This window comes from Cupriavidus sp. 2KB_3 (genome assembly GCF_052115685.1).
Lineage (GTDB): Bacteria > Pseudomonadota > Gammaproteobacteria > Burkholderiales > Burkholderiaceae > Cupriavidus > Cupriavidus campinensis.
The window spans coordinates 24,061-49,386 of sequence record NZ_JBFRHD010000031.1 but is presented as its reverse complement, the minus strand read 5'-3'; the positions used below and the strand labels follow the sequence as shown (position 1 = coordinate 49,386).

General features: G+C 66.0%; 24 protein-coding genes. 16 read left to right on the top strand and 8 right to left on the bottom strand.

Features of this window, described 5'->3' with window-relative positions:
• Positions 1–161: 161 nt before the first annotated feature.
• The 8 genes from purB to AB4120_RS25960 all read left to right on the top strand — a co-directional run bounded on the left by purB (position 162) and on the right by AB4120_RS25960 (position 8,878).
• The gene (purB, locus tag AB4120_RS25995; RefSeq protein WP_149137427.1) at positions 162–1,538 is read left to right on the top strand and encodes an adenylosuccinate lyase; all 1,377 of its coding nucleotides are present in this window, start codon (positions 162–164) and stop codon (positions 1,536–1,538) included.
• 256 nt (positions 1,539–1,794) lie between these two features.
• On the top strand, positions 1,795–2,379 hold the full coding sequence (locus tag AB4120_RS25990) for a cytochrome b (RefSeq protein WP_149137428.1): 585 nt from the start codon (positions 1,795–1,797) through the stop codon (positions 2,377–2,379).
• A 33-nt stretch (positions 2,380–2,412) separates the two neighbouring features.
• Positions 2,413–2,988, top strand: coding sequence for a YceI family protein (locus tag AB4120_RS25985; RefSeq protein WP_149137429.1), 576 nt, complete (start codon positions 2,413–2,415; stop codon positions 2,986–2,988).
• Positions 2,989–3,066: 78 nt separating this feature from the next.
• Positions 3,067–3,657 carry a YceI family protein gene (locus AB4120_RS25980; protein WP_092298839.1) on the top strand — a complete coding sequence of 197 codons (591 nt, stop codon included), beginning with the start codon at positions 3,067–3,069 and terminating at the stop codon, positions 3,655–3,657.
• Positions 3,658–3,990: 333 nt separating this feature from the next.
• Complete coding sequence (locus tag AB4120_RS25975) at positions 3,991–5,382, top strand: class I SAM-dependent methyltransferase (protein WP_149137430.1); 1,392 nt, start codon at positions 3,991–3,993, stop codon at positions 5,380–5,382.
• On the top strand, positions 5,354–6,742 hold the full coding sequence (locus AB4120_RS25970; RefSeq protein WP_262389696.1) for a sensor histidine kinase: 1,389 nt from the start codon (positions 5,354–5,356) through the stop codon (positions 6,740–6,742). The genes AB4120_RS25975 and AB4120_RS25970 overlap by 29 nt, the downstream gene beginning before the upstream one ends.
• A 7-nt stretch (positions 6,743–6,749) precedes the next feature.
• Positions 6,750–7,883 (top strand): ATP-binding protein, encoded by a 1,134-nt coding sequence (locus AB4120_RS25965; RefSeq protein ID WP_441643016.1) that lies wholly within the window; start codon positions 6,750–6,752, stop codon positions 7,881–7,883.
• The gene (locus AB4120_RS25960) at positions 7,880–8,878 is read left to right on the top strand and encodes a response regulator (RefSeq protein WP_441643015.1); all 999 of its coding nucleotides are present in this window, start codon (positions 7,880–7,882) and stop codon (positions 8,876–8,878) included. Before AB4120_RS25965 ends, AB4120_RS25960 begins: the two co-directional genes overlap by 4 nt.
• Before the next feature lie 63 nt (positions 8,879–8,941).
• Here AB4120_RS25960 and secF read toward each other — a convergent pair whose 3' ends face one another.
• From secF to queA, 5 genes are all read right to left on the bottom strand, one after another.
• Complete coding sequence (gene secF / locus AB4120_RS25955) at positions 8,942–9,916, bottom strand: protein translocase subunit SecF (protein WP_144202504.1); 975 nt, start codon at positions 9,914–9,916, stop codon at positions 8,942–8,944.
• A gap of 24 nt (positions 9,917–9,940) precedes the next feature.
• Complete coding sequence (gene secD / locus AB4120_RS25950; protein WP_149137433.1) at positions 9,941–11,806, bottom strand: protein translocase subunit SecD; 1,866 nt, start codon at positions 11,804–11,806, stop codon at positions 9,941–9,943.
• A gap of 237 nt (positions 11,807–12,043) precedes the next feature.
• Positions 12,044–12,370, bottom strand: coding sequence for a preprotein translocase subunit YajC (gene yajC / locus AB4120_RS25945; RefSeq protein WP_149137434.1), 327 nt, complete (start codon positions 12,368–12,370; stop codon positions 12,044–12,046).
• Positions 12,371–12,581: 211 nt separating this feature from the next.
• Positions 12,582–13,712, bottom strand: coding sequence for a tRNA guanosine(34) transglycosylase Tgt (gene tgt / locus AB4120_RS25940; protein WP_441643014.1), 1,131 nt, complete (start codon positions 13,710–13,712; stop codon positions 12,582–12,584).
• A 15-nt stretch (positions 13,713–13,727) separates the two neighbouring features.
• The gene (gene queA / locus AB4120_RS25935) at positions 13,728–14,780 is read right to left on the bottom strand and encodes a tRNA preQ1(34) S-adenosylmethionine ribosyltransferase-isomerase QueA (protein WP_441643013.1); all 1,053 of its coding nucleotides are present in this window, start codon (positions 14,778–14,780) and stop codon (positions 13,728–13,730) included.
• Between the two features lie 152 nt (positions 14,781–14,932).
• Between queA and recG the strand changes: the two genes are divergently transcribed.
• The 5 genes from recG to ubiA all read left to right on the top strand — a co-directional run bounded on the left by recG (position 14,933) and on the right by ubiA (position 20,140).
• Positions 14,933–17,119, top strand: coding sequence for an ATP-dependent DNA helicase RecG (recG, locus tag AB4120_RS25930; RefSeq protein ID WP_441643012.1), 2,187 nt, complete (start codon positions 14,933–14,935; stop codon positions 17,117–17,119).
• Between the two features lie 110 nt (positions 17,120–17,229).
• Positions 17,230–18,186 carry a LysR substrate-binding domain-containing protein gene (locus AB4120_RS25925; RefSeq protein WP_149137438.1) on the top strand — a complete coding sequence of 319 codons (957 nt, stop codon included), beginning with the start codon at positions 17,230–17,232 and terminating at the stop codon, positions 18,184–18,186.
• Between the two features lie 202 nt (positions 18,187–18,388).
• On the top strand, positions 18,389–18,583 hold the full coding sequence (locus AB4120_RS25920; RefSeq protein ID WP_149137439.1) for a hypothetical protein: 195 nt from the start codon (positions 18,389–18,391) through the stop codon (positions 18,581–18,583).
• 89 nt (positions 18,584–18,672) lie between these two features.
• Entirely contained in the window at positions 18,673–19,158 is a 486-nt protein-coding gene (locus tag AB4120_RS25915; protein ID WP_092298875.1) for a Dps family protein, read from the top strand.
• 88 nt (positions 19,159–19,246) lie between these two features.
• Positions 19,247–20,140, top strand: a complete 894-nt coding sequence (gene ubiA, locus AB4120_RS25910; protein ID WP_441643011.1) for a 4-hydroxybenzoate octaprenyltransferase — start codon at positions 19,247–19,249, stop codon at positions 20,138–20,140.
• Between the two features lie 21 nt (positions 20,141–20,161).
• Here ubiA and proC read toward each other — a convergent pair whose 3' ends face one another.
• Both proC and AB4120_RS25900 read right to left on the bottom strand, forming a co-directional pair.
• The gene (gene proC / locus AB4120_RS25905) at positions 20,162–20,992 is read right to left on the bottom strand and encodes a pyrroline-5-carboxylate reductase (RefSeq protein ID WP_149137441.1); all 831 of its coding nucleotides are present in this window, start codon (positions 20,990–20,992) and stop codon (positions 20,162–20,164) included.
• An 81-nt stretch (positions 20,993–21,073) separates the two neighbouring features.
• Positions 21,074–21,763, bottom strand: a complete 690-nt coding sequence (locus AB4120_RS25900) for a YggS family pyridoxal phosphate-dependent enzyme (RefSeq protein WP_441643010.1) — start codon at positions 21,761–21,763, stop codon at positions 21,074–21,076.
• Positions 21,764–21,828: 65 nt separating this feature from the next.
• Here AB4120_RS25900 and AB4120_RS25895 point away from each other — a divergent pair, with 65 nt between their 5' ends.
• The 3 genes from AB4120_RS25895 to AB4120_RS25885 all read left to right on the top strand — a co-directional run bounded on the left by AB4120_RS25895 (position 21,829) and on the right by AB4120_RS25885 (position 24,583).
• Positions 21,829–22,872 (top strand): type IV pilus twitching motility protein PilT, encoded by a 1,044-nt coding sequence (locus AB4120_RS25895; protein ID WP_149137443.1) that lies wholly within the window; start codon positions 21,829–21,831, stop codon positions 22,870–22,872.
• 15 nt (positions 22,873–22,887) lie between these two features.
• Positions 22,888–24,027, top strand: coding sequence for a PilT/PilU family type 4a pilus ATPase (locus tag AB4120_RS25890; RefSeq protein ID WP_149137444.1), 1,140 nt, complete (start codon positions 22,888–22,890; stop codon positions 24,025–24,027).
• A gap of 61 nt (positions 24,028–24,088) precedes the next feature.
• Positions 24,089–24,583, top strand: coding sequence for a glutathione peroxidase (locus AB4120_RS25885; protein ID WP_149137445.1), 495 nt, complete (start codon positions 24,089–24,091; stop codon positions 24,581–24,583).
• Positions 24,584–24,607: 24 nt separating this feature from the next.
• On the opposite strand, the gene AB4120_RS25880 is transcribed toward AB4120_RS25885, so the two are convergent.
• The gene (locus AB4120_RS25880; protein WP_144202478.1) at positions 24,608–25,300 is read right to left on the bottom strand and encodes a helix-turn-helix transcriptional regulator; all 693 of its coding nucleotides are present in this window, start codon (positions 25,298–25,300) and stop codon (positions 24,608–24,610) included.
• Between the last annotated feature and the right edge of the window lie 26 nt (positions 25,301–25,326).

The window sequence follows — 25,326 nt, the reverse complement described above, 5'->3', positions numbered from 1 at the left end:
GCCAGCCCTTTGTGGCGTGCCGGCGGCAGGTCCGATGGCGCGCCCGGCGGCTCGCCCCGTGCGGCGCATCGGTCGCTTGAAGCCGCCCGCTTCGCCAGTCTTCGCATGGTTACCGCGCCCCCGCGGAACCCCGTCTTCCCCTCTTTCTCCCGGTTGCCAGCATGTCCACCCCATCCCTTTCGCCGCTCACCGCACTGTCTCCCATCGATGGCCGTTATGCCGCCAAGGCCGACGCGCTGCGCGAGTGGCTCTCCGAGGCGGCCTTCATGCGCAACCGCGTGAAGGTCGAGGTCAACTGGCTGATCGCCCTGGCCCAGTCCGGCCTGCCCGACGTGCCGAAGTTCTCGGCCGATTCCGAGGCGAAGCTGCAGGCGCTGGTGGAGAACTTCACCGAAGCCGACGCCGCCCGCATCAAGGACATCGAGGCCGTAACCAACCACGACGTCAAGGCCGTGGAGTATTGGCTCAAGGAGCAGGTCAAGGGCAACGCCGAGCTGGAGGCCGCGAGCGAGTTCATCCACTTCGCCTGCACTTCGGAAGACATCAACAACACCTCGCACGGCATGATGCTCAAGGGCGCCCGTGACGGCGTGCTGGTGCCCACGCTCCAGCGCGTGCAGGCCCGCCTGGTGGAACTGGCAAAGGCCAACGCCACCCAGCCGATGCTGTCGCGCACGCACGGCCAGCCGGCCAGCCCGACCACGCTTGGCAAGGAAATGGCCAACGTGGCCGCCCGCCTGGCGCGCGCCATCGAGCGCATCCAGCGCGTGGAACTGCTCGGCAAGATGAACGGCGCGGTGGGCAACTACAATGCCCACCTGTCGGCCTACCCGACGTTCGACTGGGAAGCGTTCTCGAAGCAGGTGATCGAGTCGCGCCTGGGCCTGAGCTTCAACCCGTATACCATCCAGATCGAGCCGCACGACTACATGGCCGAGCTGTTCGACGCCATCGCGCGCGCCAACACGATCCTGCTGGACCTGAACCGCGACGTGTGGGGCTATATCTCGCTGGGCTACTTCAAGCAGCGGACCAAGGCTGGCGAGATCGGCTCGTCGACGATGCCGCACAAGGTCAACCCGATCGACTTCGAGAACTCGGAAGGCAACCTCGGCCTGGCCAACGCCGTGCTGCGCCACCTCTCGGAAAAACTGCCGGTTTCGCGCTGGCAGCGTGACCTGACGGACTCCACCGTGCTGCGCAACATGGGCGTGGCGTTCGGCTACAGCCTGCTGGCCTACGAGGCCTGCCTGCGCGGCCTGGGCAAGCTGGAAACCAATCCGGAACGCCTGAACGAAGACCTCGACAACTGCTGGGAAGTGCTGGCCGAGCCGGTGCAGACCGTGATGCGCCGCTTTGGCGTGCCGAACCCGTACGAGCAGCTCAAGGAGCTGACGCGCGGCAAGGGCATCTCGCGTGAGGCGCTGCAGACCTTCGTGTCGGGCCTGGCGATTCCGGACGATGCCAAGCAACTGCTGCTGGACATGACGCCGGCCAGCTACATCGGCAAGGCCGTGGAACTGGCGAACAAGATCTGACCACGCCTGGGACCCGTAAGGGTCTGGAGCGATGTGGAAGAAGGGCTGGCATTGCGCCGGCCCTTTTTTTGCCCCTGCGACAATGCGTCACATCAAATCATTTGAATGACTTCATGAAGTTCCGCATCTCACAGCACCCGGACGAATGCCAATAATGCGAGAATTCCTGCCAGCAGGGTAGGGCGAGACAAGCCCCCGCTGGCGAATCGCCCGGTCCGGACGATCGCAAAAAGAAAAATCGAAGGGATTCACAAACATGACTTCATACGGGGTGCACAGCGTCGCGCGCAGTCGCGGCGGCAAGGGTGCCAATGGCTACACGGCGACCGCAATCGGCCTGCACTGGCTGATCGCGTTCGGCATTTTCGCGGCGTTCGGGCTGGGCCTGTACATGACCGGCATTCCAGGCCTGACGCCGACCAAGCTCAAACTCTTCTCGTGGCACAAATGGCTCGGCGTGACGATCTTCGCCGTGGCCGTGCTGCGCGTACTGTGGCGCGCCACCCACGCCGCGCCGCCTGTGGCAGCCGGCACGCCGGCCTGGCAGGCCCGCGCCGCCGCCGCCGCGCACCATCTGCTCTACCTGCTGATCCTCGTGGTGCCGCTGACCGGCTATTTCTACAGCCTCTCTGCCGGCGTGCCCGTGGTCTACCTGGGCCTCTGGAAGATGCCGGTGCTGATCGAGGCCAATACCACGCTCAAGCCGATCCTGCAGGCCGTCCACGCCTGGCTCAACTACCTGATGGCGGGCATCGTGCTGCTGCACGCGGCCGCCGCCATCAAGCACCAGGTGATCGACCGCGACGGCACGCTTGCCCGGATGATTCCGTTCCTGCGCTGAATGACATCGTATTTTCCTGAGAGGAGTGCACCGATGAAACGCATGACCCGTCCCGGCGCCATCGTCGTGGCCGCCGCGCTGGCCACGGCCGGCCTGGCCGCCAACCTGGCCTGGGCGCAGATCGACACGGCCAAGAGCACCGTCACCGCCACGGCACGGCAGATCGGCGTGCCGATGGAAGGCAAGTTCAAGAAGTTCGATGCCGCGGTCGATTTCGACCCGGCCAAGCTGGCCACGTCGTCCGCCAAGGTGGAAATCGACGTGTCGAGCTTCGAAATCGGTGATGCCGAGACCACCAAGGAGGTCAAGGGCAAGGATTGGTTCGACGCCGCAAAGTATCCAAAAGCCGTGTTCCAGTCCACCGCTATCAAGGCCGGCGCGGCCGGCAAGTACGATGTGGCCGGCAAGCTGACCATCAAGGGCAAGACCCTGGACGTGGTGGTGCCTGCCACGTACAAGCAGGACGCGGCAGGGCAGGTGTTCGACGGTGTGCTGCCGATCAAGCGCACCGTGTTCAATATCGGCGACGGCGAATGGAAGGACACTTCCGTGGTGGCCGACGACGTGCAGATCAAGTTCCATATCGTGACCCCGGCGAAGAAGGGCTGAGGCGGGCCGCGTGCCCGCCCACCGATTTTTCGCTGAATTTCGACTTTCCTCTCCAACCTTTTGACGGGAGACCCAGACATGAAGATGCGCACCCTGTTCGCGGCCGTTGCCGCTGCCTCCGCCACGCTGGCCGCCGGCGCCGCCATGGCCAACGCCGTGACCTACAACGTGGACCCGACCCACACCTACCCGAGCTTCGAGGCCGACCACCTGGGCGGCCTGTCCAACTGGCGCGGCAAGTTCGACAAGTCGACCGGCGTGGTCACGCTGGACCGCGCGGCCAAGGCCGGCACGGTCGAGATCAAGATCGACCCGTCGTCGATCGACTTCGGCAACGCCAAGCTGAACGAGCACGCCAAGGGCCCGGAAATGTTTGACGTGCAGGCCTTCCCGGAAGCCACGTACAAGGGCAAGTTCTCGAAGTTCAAGGGCGACGTGCCGACCGAGGTGGATGGCGTGCTGACGCTGCGCGGCGTGTCGAAGCCGGTGAAGCTGGAAATTCGCCAGTTCAAGTGCATCGAGCACCCGATGCTCAAGCGCGAGGCATGCGGCGCCGATGCGGTGGGCCAGTTCAACCGCGCGGACTTCGGCATCGACTACGGCGCGAAGTACGGTTTCAAGCAGGACGTCAAGCTGGCGATCCAGGTGGAAGCCGTCAAGGCCGACTAAGTCAGGCGTTTGTTACAAGACGAGAAGGGCCGGCAACATGCCGGCCCTTTTTTCGTTCCTGCCGATACCCCTCTTTATGGCGCGGAAGCATTGTTGTATGGTTTCCGGCAGCCACAGTACAATGGCTCGCCGCAGTCCCACCCTCGGGGGCGCCGCGCCTGCCACTCCCGGCGTGCGTCTGCCCCATAACCGGTCACGCGCATCGTTATGAGTATTGGCTGCATTCCCTGATTCCAGTATCCCCGCCGCAAGCTTCTTGCCTGAGCTGTACCCGGCCTGCCCCTTTGGGCGCCCCGGCCCACAGCGTTCCCTGGATTTCCCTGGCGCGATACCGTGTACTCCAAAACGCAAATCGATCCGGTAGTTAGCTTCCGCAACTCGCAGGGCGAGCAGGTGCGGGGCACGATCATCAATCTTCAGCGCAAGTCGCTGGTGATGGAAATCTACAATCCTTATTCGATCGTTCAGGTCAGCGAGGTGCTCAGTGAGCTGAGCGTGCGGATGGGGGCGAAGAACGCCTACCTCGGCAAGGCCGTGGTCATGAGCCTGGTGAATACCGGCCTGACCGCCGTGGTCTCCCTGACGCTGATCGACGAATGGCGCGAGCTGACCGACGTCAACGACGCACCGAAATCGGTCGCGCGGGAGGCCGAGCTGTTCGTGCAGGACTGGGACACCCGTTTCAATATCCGCCGCGACTACCAGATCGTGGTCAACGAGATGCGCGCCTACCTCTCGGAGGTGTCGCGCTGGGTCGAGCAGGTGGACCTGACCGAGTCGCTGCCCAAGACCGAGGGGCGGCTGCGCGAGGACGTGTTCTACGAACTGGCCTTGCCACTGATGGGCAAGGTCAAGGTGTACCTGGACTGGCTCGAAGGCGAGGCCCAGCAGGTGGACCCCGAGATCGCCCCCGTGCACCGTACCTACGCCCAGGCGGCCCTGCACCCGCTGCTGCTGCGCGCGCCGTTCGTCTATCGGACGTTTACGAAGCCGCTCGGCTATGCCGGCGACTACGAAATGGTCAACCAGATCCTGAGCGACCCGCAGCAGGGGCCGACCACGTACTTCCAGATCGTCAACACGGCGTTCCTGAAGGCGGCGGTGGCCACTGCGCACCGCAACCGGATCGACCTGCTGGTCGATTACCTGACCCGCCAGGCCGAGCGCGCGCGCGCCGAAGGCCGGCCGTTCCGCGTGCTGAACGTGGGCTGCGGGCCGGCGTTCGAGATCCAGCGCTTCGTGCGCGAGTATCCGAATCCGGAACTGCTGTCGTTCCAGCTCGTGGATTTCAGCGAGGAAACGCTCGCGTACACGCGCAATTCCATCGAGCGCTCGGCGGCTTCGGCCGGGCACAAGGTGTCCGTCGAAATGGTCCACCAGTCGGTGCATGACCTGCTCAAGCGCCGGATCTCGCCCGACGACCCCACCACGCGCACATTCGACGCGGTGTACTGCGCCGGGCTGTTCGACTACCTGTCGGACAAGGTCTGCTCGCGGCTGCTGACCTACTTCGCCTCGCGCACGCGTCCGGGCGGCCATCTGCTGGTTACCAACGTCCACTCCGACAACCCCGAGAAGTTCGGGATGGAGCACCTGCTGGAGTGGTACCTGATCTACCGCGACGAGGCCGGCATGGCCTCGCTGCTGCCGGAGAACTCGAATGCCCACCGACTCTATGTCGATGAAACCGGCGTCAATGTCTTCGCCGAAGCCGCTATCCAGTGACGCCGAGGCGGCGCCGCCTGCCCCGGCCCCGCGTGGCAACGAGCTGTACGCCGGCTACCAGTCCGAGTTGGCCGACTTCCGCCTGGCGTTCAGCCGGGGCGGCGCCTACACGGCCATCGTGCTGGTGTTGCTGGGCGTAGGGCTAGATTACGGCCAGTATCCGGACAAGCAGCTGCCGTTCGCCGTGGCGCGGATCGTGGTGTCGCTGCTGATCGCCGGGGTGATCGTGGCGCTCTACAGCAACGCCGGCCGCCGCTTCGCGCCGTGGCTGACGATGTCGTGGCTGCTACTGCCGCAGATCATGATTGCGTGGATGATCTCGCAGACCGAGGGCGTGGAGTCGCCGTACTACGTGGGCCTGAACCTGGCGATCTTCGCGTCCGGTATCGCGCTGCCGTTCGGGCTCTGGCAGAACCTCGTCTTCGGCGTGCTCTCGTACCTGCTCTATGCGGCAGCCTGCCTGCTGCACTCGGGCGGCGTCGAACCGATGGGCACCTTCATCGTCAATTCGCTGTTCCTGCTGTTTGCCGCGGCGGCCAGCGGCGTGTACACGTTCTTTAATGAACGGGCGCGCTTCATGCTGTTCCGCCTGAAGGCCGAAGTGGCCGACAAGAACACCGAACTCGAGGTCATCAACCGCAAGCTGGTCGATATCAAGGGCCAGATGCTCCAGCAGGAGAAGATGGCCGCCATCGGTACGCTGGCGGCGGGTTTGCTGCACGAAGTCAACAATCCTGTGAACTTCTGCCTGATGGCGATCGAGGTGGCCATGGAGGAACCGGTCACCAAGAACGAGCCGGGGCTCCAGGAGTGCCTGGTCGATGCCAAGCAGGGCATGCAGCGTATCCAGCATATCGTCTCCGACCTGAAGACTTTCGCCTACCGCAAGCCGGGAGCCGAGGTAGAGGGCACCCCCTTCCTGTTCGAGAAGGCGCTTGACTCATCCGTCCGGCTGACCGCGCACGAACTGCGCGGCGTGAAGGTGACGCGCGAATTGCCCGACGATACGCTCGTGATGGGCGACGAAGCGGCCATCATCGGTGTGCTGATCAACCTGTTCTCGAATGCCGCGCTGGCCATGCGCAAGGCCGGCACGCAGCAGCCGGCCATCCACACCACGGTGAAGTGGACCGACGGCCGGCTGCACGTGGCCGTACGCGACAACGGGCCGGGTATCGCGCCGGAGCATCTCGCGCGCGTGTTCGAGCCATTCTTCACCACCCGCGAAGTGGGCCAGGGGCTGGGCCTCGGGCTGTCGATCAGCTACGCGGTCATCGAGCGCCACGGCGGTGTGCTGTTTGCCGAGAGCGAACTGGGTCAATGGGCCGCGTTCAGCTTCGACCTGCCGCGCGCGGAGTGAGGGGGCAATGAGCGATACCAGCCAGCCGCGCCCGACCGTCCTCTACGTCGATGACGAGGAGATGGCGTGCAAGTACTTCGCGCGGGCGGTCGGCAACGAATACGAGGTGCTGTCGGCCACGAGTGCCGATGACGCCATGGCAGTGCTGCACGCGCATCATGCACAGATTTCGATTTTGGTGACCGATTTCCGCATGCCGGGGCGAGATGGCGGCGATTTGCTGCGTCAGGTGTCGCAGGAATATCCGCATATCGTGCGCCTGCTCGTGACGGCCTACGCCGACAAGGACATGCTGCTGAAGACCGTGAACAGCGGCGAGGTCTTCCGCATTCTTGAAAAGCCGCTGGCCGTGGCCGAGATCCGCGACGTGCTGCGGCTGGCCGGCGAGCGGAGTCGGGAGCGTGCGGTCCGTCAGCAGCGGCTGATGGCCATCGACGAGACGCTGGCGTTCCTGGCACACGAACTGAACACCCCGCTGGCGGCCATCGCCAACTTCGCGCGCGGCATTGGCTCGCGCGTGGCAGGCGAGTACAGCCCGCAGCGCAACGCCGAGATCGGCCATGCGGCCGGCGCGATGCATGACAACGCCCAGTATTGCCTGGCGGTGCTGTCGTCGTTCCTGCAGTCCGTGCGCAGTAGCGCGGGCACCGCGACGCCCAGGCCCGGTGTCGGGCAGGAGGTCAGCGCGGGCGCGCTGGTGGCGTCGCTACTGGATACCTATCCTTTTGCCGATAGCCAACGTGACTGGGTGCAAGTTGAGCTGCATGGCGATTTCCCGGTACCAACGCTGCCGAATTGCGTGGCGCTGGTGCTGTCATCCGTCATGAGCAACGCGCTGCGGGCGCTGGGCGACGTGCCCACGCCGGCGCTGCGCTTCGTGGTGGTGGCCGGCGAGCGCCCCGAGATCCGTATTGCCGACAATGGTCCCGGCATCCCCCCGGAAGTGATGGACCGGCTGCTCGTGGACCCGGTCACGACGCACGCAGCGGCCGGCGGCAGCGGCATGGGCATGATTTTCTGCAACCGCGTGATGCAGTCGTTCGGCGGCGGCATCCGCATTGCGTCGGCAACCGGCGCCGGCACCACCGTTACCCTCGATTTCCCAAATTTCAAGAATCGTATGCACAGGAGTGATCGATGAGCGAACTGAATACTACGCAGGCACCCCCGGCGATTCTGTTCGTCGATGACGAGGCCACGGCCGTCAAATACTTCCAGCGCGCCATCGGCCAGCTGGCCCCGGTGGTGACCGGCGGCTCGGTGGAGGAGGGCAAGGCCCTGCTCGACGCCCATGCCGGCAGCCTCGCCGTGCTGGTTTCGGACCAGCGTATGCCGGGCGAGTATGGCAATGAACTGCTGCGCTACGCGCGCGAGCGCTACCCGCATATCGTGCGCATCCTGACCACGGCCTATTCGGAACTGGACCAGACCGTGGAAGCGGTGAACCAGGGCCAGATCCACCGCTATATCAAGAAGCCGTGGGATATCACTGCGCTGCGCATGGAGCTGAAGCAGGCGCTGGAGCTGGCCGGGCTGCGCAAGGAGCGTGACCAGTTGCTGCGCGAGAAGCTGTCGGTGCTGCAAAAGCAGACCGTGGCCACACGCGTCGGCATGGTGCAGGCGCTGTGCGCTAGCCTGATTGGCCCCGGCCGCTTCCAGCCGGTGGAAACCTACCTGGCCGGCACCTCGCTGGCTGGCGCGCGCAACGCGGAGCCTGACTGGCAGCGGCTGGACTACGCCGACCTGGTCGGCGCGGAAAGCCAGCGCAGCGGCACGTTCGGCCACGCAGTGGGCATGCGGCTCGCCGAATTGCGAGGCCGGCTGACCGGGAAGGGCGCCGCCGACGCAGTGGCTGTCCTGGCCGAAACGCTGGGCGACAGCGCCGTGCGGCGCGACGGCGATACCGTGACCTGGCTTGCCCCGGCGGCGCTCGGCGAGTTCGTCGGCAACCCGGTGGGCGAGGCGGTTTCGGCCGGGCACGCCGACTGGCTGGCCGTTCTGCTATGGATCGAGGAGGCGGGTGGCGCGCTGCGGCTGCAACGCGAGGGCGATGCCATCTCGGCACGTGCCGGCGTGCGGACCGAGACCTTCGCCTCGGACCGCCTCGCGGTGTGGATCGAGCAGCTGTCGGACTGAGTCCGGCCATGGCAAAGAAAAAGGCGCCCGAGGGCGCCTTTTTCGTTTCCAGCGTGCCAGCCGTCAGGCCTGCGCGCCGAAGTTCGGGTCGTTGCGGTCGTTGGTATCGCCGGGTTTCTTCTCGCCCTTGATCAGGTCCTCGCGCTTCACGCCCAGCCACATCGCCAGCGCCGCAGCCACGAATACCGACGAATAGATACCGAACAGGATACCCACCGTCAGGGCCAGCGCGAAGTAATGGAGCGTCGGGCCGCCGAAGAAGAACATCGACAGCACCATCATTTCGGTCGAACCGTGCGTGATGATGGTCCGCGACATCGTGCTGGTGATCGCGTTGTCGATGACTTCGTGCGTGCTCATCTTGCGGTATTTGCGGAAGTTCTCGCGAATCCGGTCGAAGATCACGACCGACTCGTTGACCGAGTAGCCGAGCACCGCCAGCACCGCCGCGAGCACCGACAGCGAGAATTCCCACTGGAAGAACGCGAAGAACCCCAGGATGATCACGATGTCGTGCAGGTTGGCGATGATGCCCGCCACCGCGAACTTCCACTCGAAGCGGAACGACAGGTAGATCACGATGCCGGCCACCACGCACAGCAGCGCCAGCAGGCCGTCCGTGGCCAGTTCCTTGCCCACCTGCGGGCCGACGAACTCCACGCGCTGGAGCTTCACGTCCGGCGTGGCAGCCTGCAGCGCGCCCATCACCTGCTCGCTCTGCTGGGCCGAGGTCACCGTCTTGCCATCCGGACCCTTCTGCAGTGGCAGACGGATCATGATGTCGCGCGAGGTGCCGAAGTTCTGCACCTGCACGTCGGTGTAGCCAAGCTTGCCGACCTGGCCGCGAATCTTCTCAAGGTCGGCCGCCTGCGAGTAGGTCACCTCCATCACCGTGCCGCCGGTGAACTCGATCGACAGGTGCAGGCCCTTCTGCCAGAGGAAGAAGACAGCTGCGGCAAACGTCAGGAAGGAAATCACGTTGAAGACCAACGCGTGCTTCATGAACGGAATGTCGCGCTTGATGCGGAAAAATTCCATGATGTTGTCCTGATGTGTCCGTGCTTACTTGGCGACCGGCGTTTCGGTGTCCGGCTTCCAGATCTGGCCGATGGCCACGCTCTGGAGCTTCTTCTTGCGGCCGTACCAGAGGTTGACCAAGCCGCGATTGAAGAACACCGCCGAGAACATCGAGGTCAGGATGCCCAGACAGTGCACCACCGCGAAGCCGCGCACCGGGCCCGAACCGAAGGCCAGCAGCGCGAGGCCGGCGATCAGGGTGGTCACGTTGGAGTCCAGGATGGTGGCCCATGCGCGGTCGAAACCGACCGCGATGGCCATTTGCGGCGAGGCCCCCGAGCGCAGTTCCTCGCGGATACGCTCGTTGATCAGCACGTTGGCGTCGATGGCCATGCCCAGCACCAGCGCGATAGCCGCGATACCCGGCAGCGTCAGCGTGGCCTGCAGCATCGACAGCACGGCAATCAGCAGCAGCAGGTTCACGCCCAGCGCGGCCACCGAGAACATGCCGAACAGCATGTAGTACAGCACCATGAACACGGCGATGGCGCCGAAGCCATAGGCCACCGAGTCGAAGCCTTTCTGGATGTTATCCGCGCCCAGCGACGGGCCGATCGTGCGTTCCTCGATGATTTCCATTGGAGCCGCCAGCGAGCCGGCGCGCAGCAGGAGCGCCAGGTCATTGGCCGCTTCGGTCGAGTACGAGCCGGTGATCTGGAAGCTCGAACCCAGTTCCGACTGGATCGTCGCCACGGTCAGTACTTCACCCTTGCCCTTTTCGAACAGCACGATGCCCATCGGCTTGCCGATGTTCTCGCGTGATACGTCGCGCAGCACGCGGCCGCCCTGGGCGTCGAGCTTGATGTTGACGGACGGGCGCTGATTCTGGTCGAAGCCGGCCGAGGCGGACTCGATGCGGTCGCCGGTGAAGATCACCTGCTTCTTGAGAATCACCGGCGCGCCGTTGCCCTGGGTGAACAGCTCGCTGCCGAACGGCACCGGGTCGCCCGGACGCGGGTTGCGCGGCGCATCGTTGTCGGCCAGGCGGGCCTCCAGCGTGGCGGTGCGGCCGATGATGTCCTTGGCCTTGGCGGTGTCCTGCACGCCGGGCAACTGCACCACGATGCGGTCCGCGCCCTGTTGCTGGATCACCGGCTCGGCCACGCCGAGTTCGTTCACACGATTGTGCAGCGTGGTGATGTTCTGCTTGACGGCAGCGTCCTGCACGGCCTTGCGGGCCGCTTCGGTGAACGTGCCGACCACGTTGTTGCCGTCCATCGTGAACGACAGTTCGCGCAGGCTGTCTGCCAGCACGCTGCGCGCGCGGTCGCCGTCGGCGGCACTGCCGAAGCGCACGATCAGGCGCGCGCCGTCGCGGTCGATGCCGCCATGGCGGATGTTCTTGTCACGGAGCAGGGTGCGGGCATCGCCGGACAGGCTGTCCAGCTTCTTGTCCACCGCGCCCTTCATGTCCACCTGGAGCAGGAAGTGCACGCCACCGCGCAAATCCAGGCCCAGGTACATCGGCAGCGCGTGCATCGCGGTCAGCCAGCGCGGCGAACCGGACAGCAGGTTCAGCGCCACCACGTAGGTGGGGTCGGCCGGATCCGGGTTCAGCGCGCGGCTCAGCGCATCCTTGGCCTTGAGCTGGTCGTCGGTGGTGCGGAAGCGCGCCTTGACCGAGCCGGACTGGCCGGACACGTCGAAGAACACGCCGTCAGGCTGGAGCTGGCTCTGCGCCAGCACCTCTTCCACGCGCTTCTGCATGGACAGGTCGACCTTGACGGTGGCCTTGGCGGACGAGACCTGCACGGCCGGGGCCTCGCCGAAGAAGTTCGGCAGGGTATAGATGATGCCGATGGCCAGGGCCACCAGGATCACGATGTACTTCCAAAGCGGATAACGATTCATCTCTGGCCAGTCATTGCGGTTGGCGTGGCCGACGGGCGCGCTGGGGGCGCGCCGATCCGGCCGGACCGGTTGGCAAACAGCCGCCTGGCAGCCCTGGCCGGGTCCGGTGCGGACCCGCGGGCTGGTGCAGGCGGCTGCTGGGGCATGCGCACGGCAAGATGAACAGCCGTGCTGACGAACATGCCGGGAAAATCAGGCGGGTTCAGGCGCCGCATGCGTGGCGCCCGGCGGGCCCGGTCAGAGCGACTTCAGCGAGCCCTTCGGCAGCACCGTGGTCACTGCGTTCTTCTGCACGGTGACTTCGGTGCCTTCGGAGATTTCCAGCACCACGTATTGCTCGTTGACCTTGACTACGCGACCGAGGATGCCGCCGGCGGTGACGACTTCGTCATTCTTGGCCAGCGCTTCCATCATCGCCTTCGCTTCCTTCTGGCGCTTCATTTGCGGGCGGATCATGATGAACCACAGCACCGCAAACATCAGGATGATGGGCAGGAAGCTCATCAGGCCACCCGCCGCGCCACCGGCGCTGGCAGTCTGGGCAAAAGCGTTCGAAATCAGCACGTTACTTCTCCGTCACAAAGGTCTATCAGGGAATCGGGCATTCTATCACCCGTGTTTGTCCCGCCAGAGCATTCTAGGTTCGAATTGCGGGTTTGTTCGGGGTGATTTGCAGGCCCTTTTCCAGACGTTGCAGACACCCGCCAGCATTCGACCATTCCATCGCCCGAAGTTCATTCGGTTGTCTGGTTTTCAGAACATTCTCAAGCGGCGCCTACTTGGTTCCGCGCGCGCGGTGCTCGGCGAACTGACGCCGGAACGGTTCGAAGCGGTGCTCCTCGATGGCCGCGCGCATCTCGCGCATCAGTTCCAGGTAGTAATAGAGGTTGTGGATCGTGTTCAGGCGCGCCCCGAGGATCTCGCCCACGCGGTGCAGGTGGTGCAGATAGGCGCGCGAGAAGTTGCGGCAGGTGTAGCAGCCGCAGGTTTCGTCCAGCGGGCGCGGATCGTTGCGGTGGGCCGCGTTGCGGATCTTCACATCGCCAAAGCGCGTGAACAGCCAGCCGTTGCGGGCGTTGCGGGTTGGCATCACGCAATCGAACATGTCCACACCCGAGCCCACGCCGGCCACCAGGTCTTCCGGCGTGCCCACCCCCATCAGGTAGTGTGGCTTGTTGGCCGGCAGGCGCGGGCCCACGTGTTCCAGCACGCGCATCATGTCTTCCTTGGGCTCGCCCACGGACAGCCCGCCGATGGCGTAGCCGTGGAAGTCCAGTTCGGACAGCCCGGCCAGCGACTCGTCGCGCAGGTCTTCGAACATGCCGCCCTGGACGATGCCGAACAGCGCGTTCGGGTTGGCCAGGCGCTCGAATTCGTCGCGCGAGCGCTTGGCCCAGCGCAGGCTCATGCGCATCGAGCGCGCGGCCTCGTCGTGCGTGGCGGGGCGGCCATCGATCTCATACGGCGTGCACTCGTCGAACTGCATGACGATGTCCGAGTTCAGCGTGCGCTGGATCTGCATCGAGATCTCGGGCGACAGGAACAGCTTGTCGCCATTCACCGGCGACGCGAACGTGACGCCATCTTCCGTGATCTTGCGCAGTTCTCCGAGCGAAAAGACCTGAAAGCCGCCCGAATCGGTCAGGATCGGCTTGTCCCAGCCGACAAAGCGGTGCAGGCCCTCGTGCGCCTCCACCACGTCCAGCCCGGGGCGCAGCCACAGGTGGAAGGTGTTGCCGAGGATGATCTGCGCGCCGATCTCGTTCAGTTCGAGCGGCGACATGGCCTTGACCGAGCCATAGGTGCCCACGGGCATGAAGATCGGCGTCTCCACGACGCCATGGTTCAGGGTGACGCGGCCGCGGCGGGCGTTGCCATCGGTGGTCAGCAGTTCGAAATCGAGCATTTGGCGGGTCTCAGGTCAGTCCAGGCGGGTCAGCAGCATGGCGTCGCCGTAGCTGAAGAAGCGGTAGCGTTGCTCCACGGCGTGGCGGTAGGCGGCGCGGATGGCCTCCACGCCGGCCAGCGCCGAGACCAGCATCAGCAGCGTGGACTTGGGCAGGTGGAAGTTGGTGATCAAGGCATCGACCAGCCGGAAGCGGTACCCCGGCGTGATGAAGATGTCGGTGTCGCCGCTGTGGGCGGCCAGCGTGCCGTCCGCCGCCGCGGCGGATTCGAGCGCGCGCAGCGAAGTGGTGCCCACCGCAATCACCCGGCCGCCGCGCGCGCGGGTCTCGCGCACGGCCTCGGCCAGTTCGGGCGTGATGGCGTACCACTCCGCATGCATCTTGTGCTCGGCGAGGTTCTCCGTCCGCACCGGCTGGAACGTGCCGGCGCCCACGTGCAGCGTCAGGAACGCCCGGCGCACGCCCTTTGCATCGAGCCGCGCGAACAGCGCGTCGTCGAAATGAAGGCCGGCCGTCGGCGCGGCCACGGCGCCCGGGTTGCGGGCATACACGGTCTGGTAGCGGGTCTCGTCGTAGGCGTCGGGATCGTGCGTGATGTAGGGCGGCAGCGGTAGCCGGCCGTATTGCTCGATCAGGTCCAGCGCCGGCTCAGGAAAGCGCAGCGTGAAGAACTGGTCGACGCGCGGCCCCACCGTCACGGCGAAGGCATCGTCGGCCAAGTGCAGTTGACTGCCCTCGGCGGGTGTCTTCGAGGCGCGCACCTGCGCCAGCACCGTGTGGCTATCGACCACGCGCTCCACCAGCACCTCCACCCGGCCACCGCTCGGCTTCTGGCCGAAGAAGCGCGCCTTGATCACGCGGGTGTCGTTGAAGACCAGCAGGTCATTGGGGCCTAGGTAGTCCAGGATGTCGCTGAACGCGCGGTCGACCAGACGCACGGCGTCGGCACGGTCTTCCGGCGCGGTCCGCTCCACCACGAGCAGACGGCTGGCGCTGCGGTCGGGCAGGGCGGACTGCGCGATCAGCTCGGGCGGCAGGGGAAAATCGAAGTCGGATAGCGTCAACATTGCTTCAGAATAGCGGGCACGGCAAGCGGGTGGCGGCACCGGGTTAGGGCGTCGTCACAGGGCATGGGTACAATCGGCGAATCCGACATTGTAAGGCTTGGGACGTCCGCGCATCGGCCAGTCCCCCGTTTACCGCCCATATTCCCGCGCTGATGCCAGGCACCTCCACCGACTCCCTCGACCGTCGCGACGATAGCGAACCCAGCGAACCCAGCGGCTCCAACGACACGTCCCTCGGGCGTGCCCCGAAGGGCAAGCCGGCCGCGCCGGCCAAGCCGTCCTCCGCCGTGGCCCGCCTGGCCAAGCTGGGGCTGCGCCGCCCGGTGGACCTCGTGCTGCACCTGCCCATGCGCTACGAGGACGAGACCGCGCTGGAAACCATCGGCGAGGCCATTCGGCGCGCCGGCATGGGTCTGGCCGCGCAGGTGGAGGGCGAGGTCATCTCGAACGAAGTGACCTTTCGCCCGCGCCGGCAGCTGGTGGTCAAGATTGCCGACGAATCCGGCGAACTGACGCTCCGCTTTCTCAATTTCTATGGCAGCCAGACCAAGCAGATGGCCGAAGGCGTGCGCCTGCGCGTGCGCGGCGAGGTCCGCGGCGGCTTCTTCGGCGCCGAGATGGTCCACCCGCAGGTGCGCCCCGTGGTGCCCGGCGAGGCCCTGCCAGACCGCCTGACGCCGGTCTACCCGGCCACGGCCGGCATCTCGCAAGCCTATCTGCGCAAGGCGATTGGCGGGGCGATGTCCCGCACGCCGATGCCGGAGACCCTGCCGCAGGCCGTGCTGCAGGGCCCGCTCGCCCAACTGAAGCTGGCGCCGCTGGCCGATTGCCTGCGCCTGCTGCACAACCCGCCGCCACAGGAAAGCGAGGCCGCGCTGGCGGACCGTTCGCACCCGGCCTGGCAGCGGATCAAGTTCGACGAATTGCTGGCCCAGCAGATTTCGCTGCGGCGCTCGCAGGCCGCGCGGCGCGAGAAGAACGCGCCGTCGATGCCGCGTCGCGCGGACGGCCTGCTCACCAGATTCCTGGCCGCGCTGCCGTTCCGGTTGACCGGGGCGCAGCAGCGCGTGGTGGAGGAGATCGCCGCCGACATGACGCGCCCGCACCCGATGCACAGGCTGCTCCAGGGCGACGTCGGCAGCGGCAAGACCATCGTGGCCGCGCTGGCCGCCTGCCAGGCCATCGACGCCGGCTATCAGGCCGCGCTGATGGCACCCACCGAAATTCTCGCCGAGCAACACTTCCGCAAGCTTTCCGCGTGGCTGGAGCCGCTGGGCGTGCCCGTGGTCTGGCTGGCTGGCAGCCTCAAGGCGAAGGAGAAGCGCGAGGCCGCCGCACGTGTGGAATCGGGCGAGGCGCAACTGGTCATCGGCACCCATGCGCTGATCCAGGACACCGTGCGCTTTGCGAGGCTCGGGCTGTCCGTGGTCGATGAACAGCACCGCTTCGGCGTGGCGCAGCGGCTGGCGCTGCGCGGCAAGGCCGGGGAGGCGGAAACGAAAGCCGCGCCGGACAAGGTTCCGCATCAATTGATGATGTCGGCCACGCCGATCCCGCGCACGCTGGCGATGACCTACTACGCCGACCTCGATGTGTCCGTGATCGACGAACTGCCGCCGGGCCGCACGCCGATCGTGACCCGGCTCGTCAACGACGCGCGGCGCGACGAGGTGATCGAGCGCGTGCACCACGCCGCCGCCGAAGGCCGCCAGGCCTACTGGGTTTGTCCGCTGATCGAGGAATCGGAGGCGCTACAGCTCCAGACCGCGGTCGAGACGTATGAAACGCTGGTCGCCGCGCTGCCGGACCTGCGCGTGGGGCTGGTCCACGGCCGCCTGCCGCCTGCCGAGAAGGCTGCGGTCATGGGCGATTTCAGCGCCAACCGGCTCCAGGTGCTGGTGGCTACCACGGTGATCGAGGTGGGGGTGGACGTGCCCAACGCCTCGCTGATGGTGATCGAGCATGCCGAGCGCTTCGGCCTGGCCCAGCTGCACCAGTTGCGCGGGCGCGTGGGGCGGGGCAGCGCGGAATCGGTCTGCCTGCTGATGTATCAGGCGCCGCTCTCGCCCACGGCACGCGAGCGGCTGGCCACGATGCGCGAGACCACCGATGGCTTCGAAATCGCCCGGCGCGACCTCCAGATCCGCGGTCCCGGCGAATTCCTGGGCGCGCGCCAATCCGGCGAAGCCATGCTGCGCTTTGCTGACCTCAACACCGATGCCTGGCTGGTGGACTATGCCCAGGAAGCCGCCGAACTGATGCTGGCGCGCTTCCCCGAAGCCGTGGAGGCGCATCTCTTGCGCTGGCTGGGCGGCCGGGAGCACTTTTTGAAGGCGTGACGGCGCGTGAGACAGGTTTTATATGTGCCTAAGACGATACATTGCAGTGCCGATCTGACAGACGGCGCAATCGAAGTTAAAATCTATCGCCTAACCGAACCTGATAAGTCATGACGCTCACCGAACTCAAGTACATCGTCGCCGTGGCGCGCGAGCGCCATTTCGGCCGGGCGGCCGAGGCGTGCTTCGTTTCGCAGCCGACGCTGTCGGTGGCCATCAAGAAGCTGGAAGACGAGCTGACCGTGCAGATCTTCGAGCGCGGCACCTCCGAGGTGTCGGTGACGGCGATTGGCGAGCAGATCGTGGCCCAGGCCCAGCGCGTGCTGGAGCAGACCATGGCCATCCGCGAAATCGCCAAGCAGGGCAAAGACCCGCTGGCCGGGCCGCTGCGCGTGGGCGTGATCTATACGATCGGACCGTACCTGTTGCCGATGCTGGTCAAGCAGATGATCGGCACGGTGCCGCAGATGCCGCTGATGCTGCAGGAAAACTATACGAACAAGCTGATCGAGCTGCTCAAGCAGGGCGAGATCGACTGCGCGATCATGGCCGAGCCGTTCCCGGATTCGGGCCTGACCGTGCGTCCGCTGTACGACGAGCCCTTCGTGGTGGCCGTGCCGCGCGGCCATCAGCTGGCCGAGCAGCGCAGCGTCGATCCGGACGAACTCAAGCAGCAGACCATGCTGCTGCTGGGCAGCGGGCACTGCTTCCGCGACCACGTGCTGGGCGTGTGCCCGGAGCTGTCGCGCTTCTCGCAGGCCGCCGACGGCATCCAGAAGACGTTCGAAGGGTCGTCGCTTGAGACGATTCGCCATATGGTGGCCAGTGGCGTGGGCATCACCGTGCTGCCGCGCACCTCAGTGCCGGACCTGAAGCCGCGCAACGACATGCTGGCCTACGTGCCGTTCGCCGACCCGGTGCCGGATCGCCGCGTGGTGCTGGCGTGGCGCAAGAGCTTCACGCGCCTGCCCGCCATGGAGGCGCTGGCCAATGCCGTGGCGGCGTGCGACTTGGCCGGCGTGAACCGGATTGGCGATGCGGCGTCCGTGGAAGCAGTCGCCGCCTGAGCGGATTCTCACGACATCGGCATCGCATCGGCAAAAAACGGCAGGGGCGCTCCCTGCCGTTTTTGTTTGGGCCCGTCCGTGCATAGGGATTGGCTATTCAATAGGTTAAAATTATCAAATGTGAAGTTTGATAGATTTCCCTATACTTCAGCCATTGATACCCGCCTCGCGGGGCATCCACCGACTGAAGCGGAGAAACACCATGACGATGCTCGACCTTTTCGTGACCGAATTCCGGCAACTGCGCGCGGCCGCCGACGAGGGTCCGCGCAACGAGGAAGGCAGCCGCCTGCGCCGCAAGCTGGTGCGCAAGGAGATCGGCATGGGCATCGTGGCGCTGGGCGCGATGGCGATGTTCTTCCACGCGGCACAGGGTTTTGCCTTCCTCGGCACATAGACCTGATGCGATAATGGCCGCCGACTGCCCCCGACCTTGCAAATGGCGCGGGCTGGATTCCTCGTGGCGACAAACGGAGCTGAACGACCATGGCAAAGAAAAATGAGATGAGCGTGAACATCGGCATGTCCGACAAGGACCGCAAGAAGATCGCGGAAGGCCTGTCCAAGCTGCTGGCGGACACCTACACCCTCTACCTCAAGACCCACAACTTCCACTGGAACGTGACGGGGCCGATGTTCAACACGCTGCATACGATGTTCGAGACGCAGTACACCGAACTGGCACTGGCTGTGGACGCCATTGCCGAGCGGATCCGCGCGCTGGGCTACCCGGCGCCGGGCACGTACAAGGAGTACGCGAAGCTGTCGTCGATCGCCGAGGAAGAGGGCGTGCCCGACGCGACCGAGATGATTCGCAAGCTGGTGGAAGGCCAGGAAGCTGTGGTGCGCACCGCGCGCTCGCTGTTCCCGGCCATCGATGCGGCGGGCGACGAGCCCTCGGCTGACCTGCTGACCCAGCGCATGCAGACGCACGAAAAGACCGCGTGGATGCTGCGCGCGATGCTGGCCTGAGTCTGTCTCGCCAGCGCACAACGCGTCACGGCTTTCCACGCCGCGACGCGTTTTTTGTTTTGTCTCGCCAGAAGTGAACGCAGTCCCAATGTCCGAACATTCCGCCGCCCCGCCGCATCCCCGCCGTCCCGGCCGCCTCGCGCTCTACGCGCGGCTGGTGCGGATCGACAAGCCCATCGGCACCTTGCTGCTGCTGTGGCCCACGCTGTGGGCGCTGTGGATGGCTGCCGAGGGCCCGCCCGCCTGGGGCATTTTCTGGATTTTCTTCGTCGGCACGTTCCTGATGCGCTCGTCGGGCTGCGCCATGAACGACTGGGCCGACCGCGACTTCGACAAGCACGTGAAGCGCACCAGGGAGCGGCCGCTGACCGCCGGCTACATCGCCGGCTGGGAGGCATTGGTGGTGGCCGCGGTGCTGGCGCTGGCGGCGTTCGCGCTGATCCTGCCGCTGAACGGGCTGACCAAGGCGCTGGCCGTGGTGGCGGCCGTGGTGGCCGGCACCTATCCGTTCTTCAAGCGGTTCTTCGCGATTCCGCAGGCCTACCTTGGCATCGCCTTCGGGTTCGGGATTCCGATGGCGTTCGCGGCGGTGCAGGGGCAGGTGCCCGCCGTGGCGTGGCTGATGCTGCTGGCCAACGTCTTCTGGTCCGTGGCCTACGACACCGCCTATGCGATGGTCGACCGCGACGATGACCTGCGGATCGGCATCAAGACCTCGGCGATCACCTTTGGTCGCTTCGACGTGGCGGCGATCATGCTCTGCTACGCCGGCTTCCTGGGCCTGATGGCCTGGGCCGGCGCGCTGCTGGGGCTGGGCTGGCCGTATTACGCCGGGCTGGTGGTGGCGGCCGGGCTGGCCGGCTACCACTACACGCTGATCCGCGACCGCGACCGCATGAAGTGCTTCGCGGCGTTCCGGCACAACAACTGGCTGGGCGGGGTGGTGTTCGCGGGGACGGCAATCGCCTACTGGCTGAAGTAGGCGGCCGTCCGGACGGATTTCTCAGTCCTTGCCGAATTCGGCGCCCATCTCGCGGCCCCGCGCCGCCGCCGCGTGCATGGCGCGGACGAAAGCGTCCTGCATCTTGTCCGTGTCCATCGATACCAGCGCCGCGTAGGTGGTGCCGCCCTTGGACGTCACGCGCTCGCGCAGCAGGGACACCGGCTCCGACGACTCGGCGGCCAGCGCGGCCGCGCCCCGGAAGGTCTCCACGCCCAGCTGGCGGCCCTGTTCGGCGGTCAGGCCCATTTCCTTCGCCGCGCGCTCCATGGCTTCGATGAAATAGAACACGTAGGCCGGGCCGCTGCCCGAGAGGGCCGTCACGGCGTCGATCTGGTTGTCGTCATCGACCCAGACGCACTGGCCCACGGCTTGCGCCACGGCCGTGGCGATGGCGCGGTCCGCTCCGCTCAGGCCCGGCGCGGCGGCCAGGCCGGTCATGCCCATGCCGGCCAGCGCCGGCGTATTCGGCATCGCCCGCACCAGGCGCGACGTGTTCAGCCAGCGACCCATGTCCTGGAGCCGGATGCCGGCCGCCACGCTGATGATCAGGTTGCCCTGGCCGGCGGCCAGATGCGGCACGAGCGGCGCCACGGCGCCGCGGAACTGCTGCGGCTTGACGGCCAGCACGATGACGTGGCTGGCGCCGAACCGGGCGTCCGGCGCGGCCTGGGTCCGTACGCCGAGCGTCTGTTCCAGCCGCTGGCGGGCATCGTCCGACGGATCGATGACGCAAATGGCGCGCGCGGGCACGCCGCGGGCCACCAGGCCGCCGATCAGGGCGGACGCCATGTTGCCGCCGCCGAGGAAGCCGAAGGTGAGCGTATCGAGCATGTCTTTCCTTGTCTTTTCCGATGTTGCCGGGTCGATGCGTGTCGCCCGGCGTTCTTGTGGGTGGGGTGTGGCGCTGCGCCGTCAGGTGCGCGCGCCGAAAATCGCGGTGCCGATGCGCACCAGCGTGGCGCCCTCGGTGATGGCCGCGTCCATGTCTGCAGACATGCCCATGGAGAGCGTATCCACGTGTAGCCCGGATTGCCGCAGTTGATCAAGCAACCCGCCCAGCGCCGCAAACGGCCGGCGCTGGGCGTCCGCGTCGTCGGCCGGCGCCGGAACCGCCATCAGCCCGCGCAGCCGCAGGTTCGGCAGGGCGGCGATGGCCTGCGCCAGCGGCAGCACCTCCGCCGGCGCCACGCCGCTCTTGCTGGCCTCGTCGCTGATATTGACCTGGATGCAGACCTGGAGCGGCGCCATGCCCGCTGGCCGCTGGGCCGACAGCCGCTCGGCGATCTTCAGCCGGTCGATGGCGTGGACCCAGTCGAAATGCTCGGCCACTGGCCGGGTCTTGTTACTTTGCAGCGGACCGATGAAATGCCAGGTGATCCGGTCGCGCAGGTCGGCCAGGGCGGCGATCTTGTCGAGGCCTTCCTGGACGTAGTTTTCCCCGAAAGCGGCCTGCCCGGCCTGGAAAGCCGCCCGCACGGTGGCCGGCGCGACGGTCTTGGAGACGGCCAGCAGCGTGACCGCAGACGGGTCCCTGCCGGCTTGTTGTGCAGCCGCCGCGATGGCATTTAGCACGGCTTGCAAGTTGGCGGCGATTACAGACATAATCCAGCGGACATACCAAAGAAGTACACAACAACAAGTCGTATATTAGGGTGGGGTCATTATAGATGGACATCGCGCAGCTATTGGCTTTTGCGGTCAAGAACAAGGCATCCGATCTCCACCTCTCGGCAGACATGCCGCCGATGGTGCGTATTCACGGGGATATGCGTCGGATCAACGTGGCGGCCATGGGCCACAAGGACGTCCACGCCATGGTGTACGACATCATGAGCGACGTTCAGCGCAAGAGCTACGAAGAACGCCTCGAGGTCGACTTCTCGTTCGAGATTGCCGGCCTGTCACGGTTCCGGGTCAATGCCTACACCACGCAGCGCGGTTCTGCCGCCGTGTTCCGGACCATTCCGTCGAAAGTCCTGACGCTCGATGACCTCCATGCACCGGCCGTGTTCGCGGACCTCTGCATGAAGCCACGCGGCCTCGTGCTCGTGACCGGCCCGACCGGCTCGGGCAAGTCGACCACGCTGGCGGCCATGGTCGATCACCGCAACAACGAGGACATGGGTCACATCCTCACGGTGGAAGACCCGATCGAATTCGTCCACAACTCCAAGAAAAGCCTGATCAACCAGCGCGAACTGGGCCCGCACACGCATTCGTTCGCGAACGCGCTGCGCTCGGCACTGCGTGAGGATCCGGACGTGATCCTGGTGGGCGAACTGCGTGACCTGGAAACCATCCGGCTGGCGCTGACCGCCGCCGAAACCGGCCACCTGGTCTTCGCCACGCTGCACACAAGCTCCGCCGCCAAGACTATCGACCGGGTCGTGGACGTGTTCCCGCCCGAGGAAAAGGACATGGTGCGGACCATGCTGTCGGAATCGCTCGAGGCCGTGATCTCCCAGACCCTGCTCAAGACGCGCGACGGCAACGGCCGGACCGCGGCGCACGAGATCATGATCGCCACGCCCGCCATCCGCCACCTGATCCGCGAGAACAAGATCGCGCAGATGTATTCGATGATGCAGACCTCGAGCGGCATGGGCATGCAGACGCTCGACCAGTGCCTGAGCGACCTGATCAAGCGCGGCATGATCAACTACAACGACGCGCGGGCGATTGCCAAGAATCCCGACGCCTTCATGGGCTAAGGGGAGGCCGACGCCATGCTCGACCGCGAATCCGCCGCGAAGTACATCAACGACCTGCTGGAGCTGATGGTCAACAACCGCGGCTCGGACCTGTTCATCACGTCCGAATTCCCGCCGGCCATCAAGGTGGACGGCAAGATCACGCCCGTCTCGCAGCAGCCGCTCAACCCGGCACAGGCGCTGGGCCTGGTCCGCTCGATTATGAACGAGCGCCAGGTGAAGGAATTCGACGAAAGCCGCGAGTGCAACTTCGCCATCACCGCGCCGAATGCCGGGCGCTTCCGCGTCTCGGCCTTCATCCAGCAGGGCAAGGCCGGCATGGTGGTGCGGACGATCAACACGCGCATCCCGTCGGTGGAAGACCTGGACCTGCCCACGTCGCTCCATGAGATCGTCATGGCCAAGCGCGGGCTGGTGATCGTGACCGGCGCCACGGGCTCGGGCAAGTCCACCTCGCTGGCGGCCATGCTCGACCACCGCAACGCGCACTCGTACGGCCACATCATCACGATCGAGGACCCGATCGAGTACGTGCACGCGCACCAGAACTGCATTGTCACGCAGCGCGAGGTCGGCATCGACACCGAGTCGTGGCACGTGGCGCTGAAGAACACGCTGCGCCAGGCGCCGGACGTGATCCTGATCGGCGAAATCCGCGACCGCGACACCATGGAATACGCGATGCAGTACGCCGAGACGGGCCACCTGTGCCTGGCCACGCTGCACGCCAACAACGCCAACCAGGCCATCGACCGGATCATCAACTTCTTCCCCGAGGAGAAGCGCCAGCAACTGCTGATCGACCTGTCGCTGAACCTCAAGGCGATGATTTCGCAGCGGCTGCTGCCGCGCGCCGGCCGCAAGGGCCGCGTGCCGGCCGTGGAGATCATGGTGGGCACGCCGCTGGTGGCCGACCTGATCTTCAAGGGCGAGATCCACGAGCTCAAGGAAGTCATCAAGAAGTCCCGCGAGCAGGGCATGATCTCCTTCGACCAGGCGCTGTTCGAGCTGTACGAGGAAGAGAAGATCACCTACGAGGACGCGCTCAAGAACGCCGACTCGCTGAACGACCTGCGCCTGATGATCAAGCTCCACAGCGCCCGCCACCGCGACGCCGACCTGGGCGCCGGCACCGAGCACCTGAACGTCATTTGATCGGGCGACCGGCGGGCGCGGTATGCTCGCGGTTGTCTGCAATGCATTCTCCGGAGCCGCCATGAGCAACGTCTACCAGTTCGAAGCGAAGTCCCTGTCCGGCCAGCCGGTGCCGCTGGCCGATTTCCGCGGCAAGGTGCTGCTGATCGTCAACACGGCCAGCGAGTGCGGCTTCACGCCCCAGTACGCCGGGCTGGAGGCGCTGCACGAAGCCTACGAGGGGCGCGGCCTGGCGGTGCTTGGCTTCCCCTGCAACCAGTTCGGCAAGCAGGAGCCGGGCGACGCCGCGCAGATCGGCCAGTTTTGCGAGACGCGCTTCCAGGTCAAGTTTCCGATGTTCGAGAAGATCGAGGTCAACGGCGCCGGCGCGCATCCGCTCTACAAGTGGCTGACCTCGGAAAAGCCCGGCGTGCTCGGCACCCAGGGCATCAAGTGGAACTTCACCAAGTTCCTGCTGCGCCGCGACGGCACGGTCTTCAAGCGCTACGCGCCGACGACCAAGCCCGAGGACATCCGTGCGGACATCGAGACGCTCCTGAGCGATCCGGCGGCCTGAGGGGTTTGAGGGGCCTGAGCGACGTCAGCCCGGCATATCGGGCTGCACCGCGCGCAGGAAGCCGTTGAGCGAGCGGTCCGGCGTTTCGTGGAACTGCTCGTCGAGGATCTCGATGGTGCGGCAGCGGTCCAGCCGGAAGCTGCGATAGTCGGACCGCGCCGTGCACCATGCCGCCAGCAGCCAGACATTACCCCAGAAGAACAGCCCCAGCGGCTGCACCACGCGCTCGGTGACGCGCTGCTGGGCATCGATATAGTCGAGCCGCAGCAGCCGTTGCGCGCCGATGGCGCCATGCACGGTGTCGAAGGCCTCGCGCACGGCCGGGTGGTTGAGGTACTCGGGCGCGAAGATCCGGCTCTGCTGCGCTGCCACGCGGCGCGGGGGCGGCAGGGCGGCCATCAGCTTCTCGAGCGCCGGGTCCGCCGCCGCGGCCAGCGCGCCGCCACCCCAGGCCTTGAGCAGGCGCAGGCCGGCGACCATCGCCTCCACTTCCATCGCGGTGAACATCAGCGGCGGCACGTCGTAGTCCGGCCGCAGCCGGTAGCCGATGCCGGCCTCGCCCTCCACTGGTACCCCCGACAGAGACAGCGCCTGGATGTCACGGTAGACCGTGCGCTCGGACACGCCCAGCCGCTGCGCCAGCAACGCTGCCGTGGTCAGCCGGCGGCCGCGCAGAACCTGCACGATCTGGAAGAGGCGGTCGGCACGGCGGCTCATGGGCGGCTCATTGGCAGGGGCGGGAG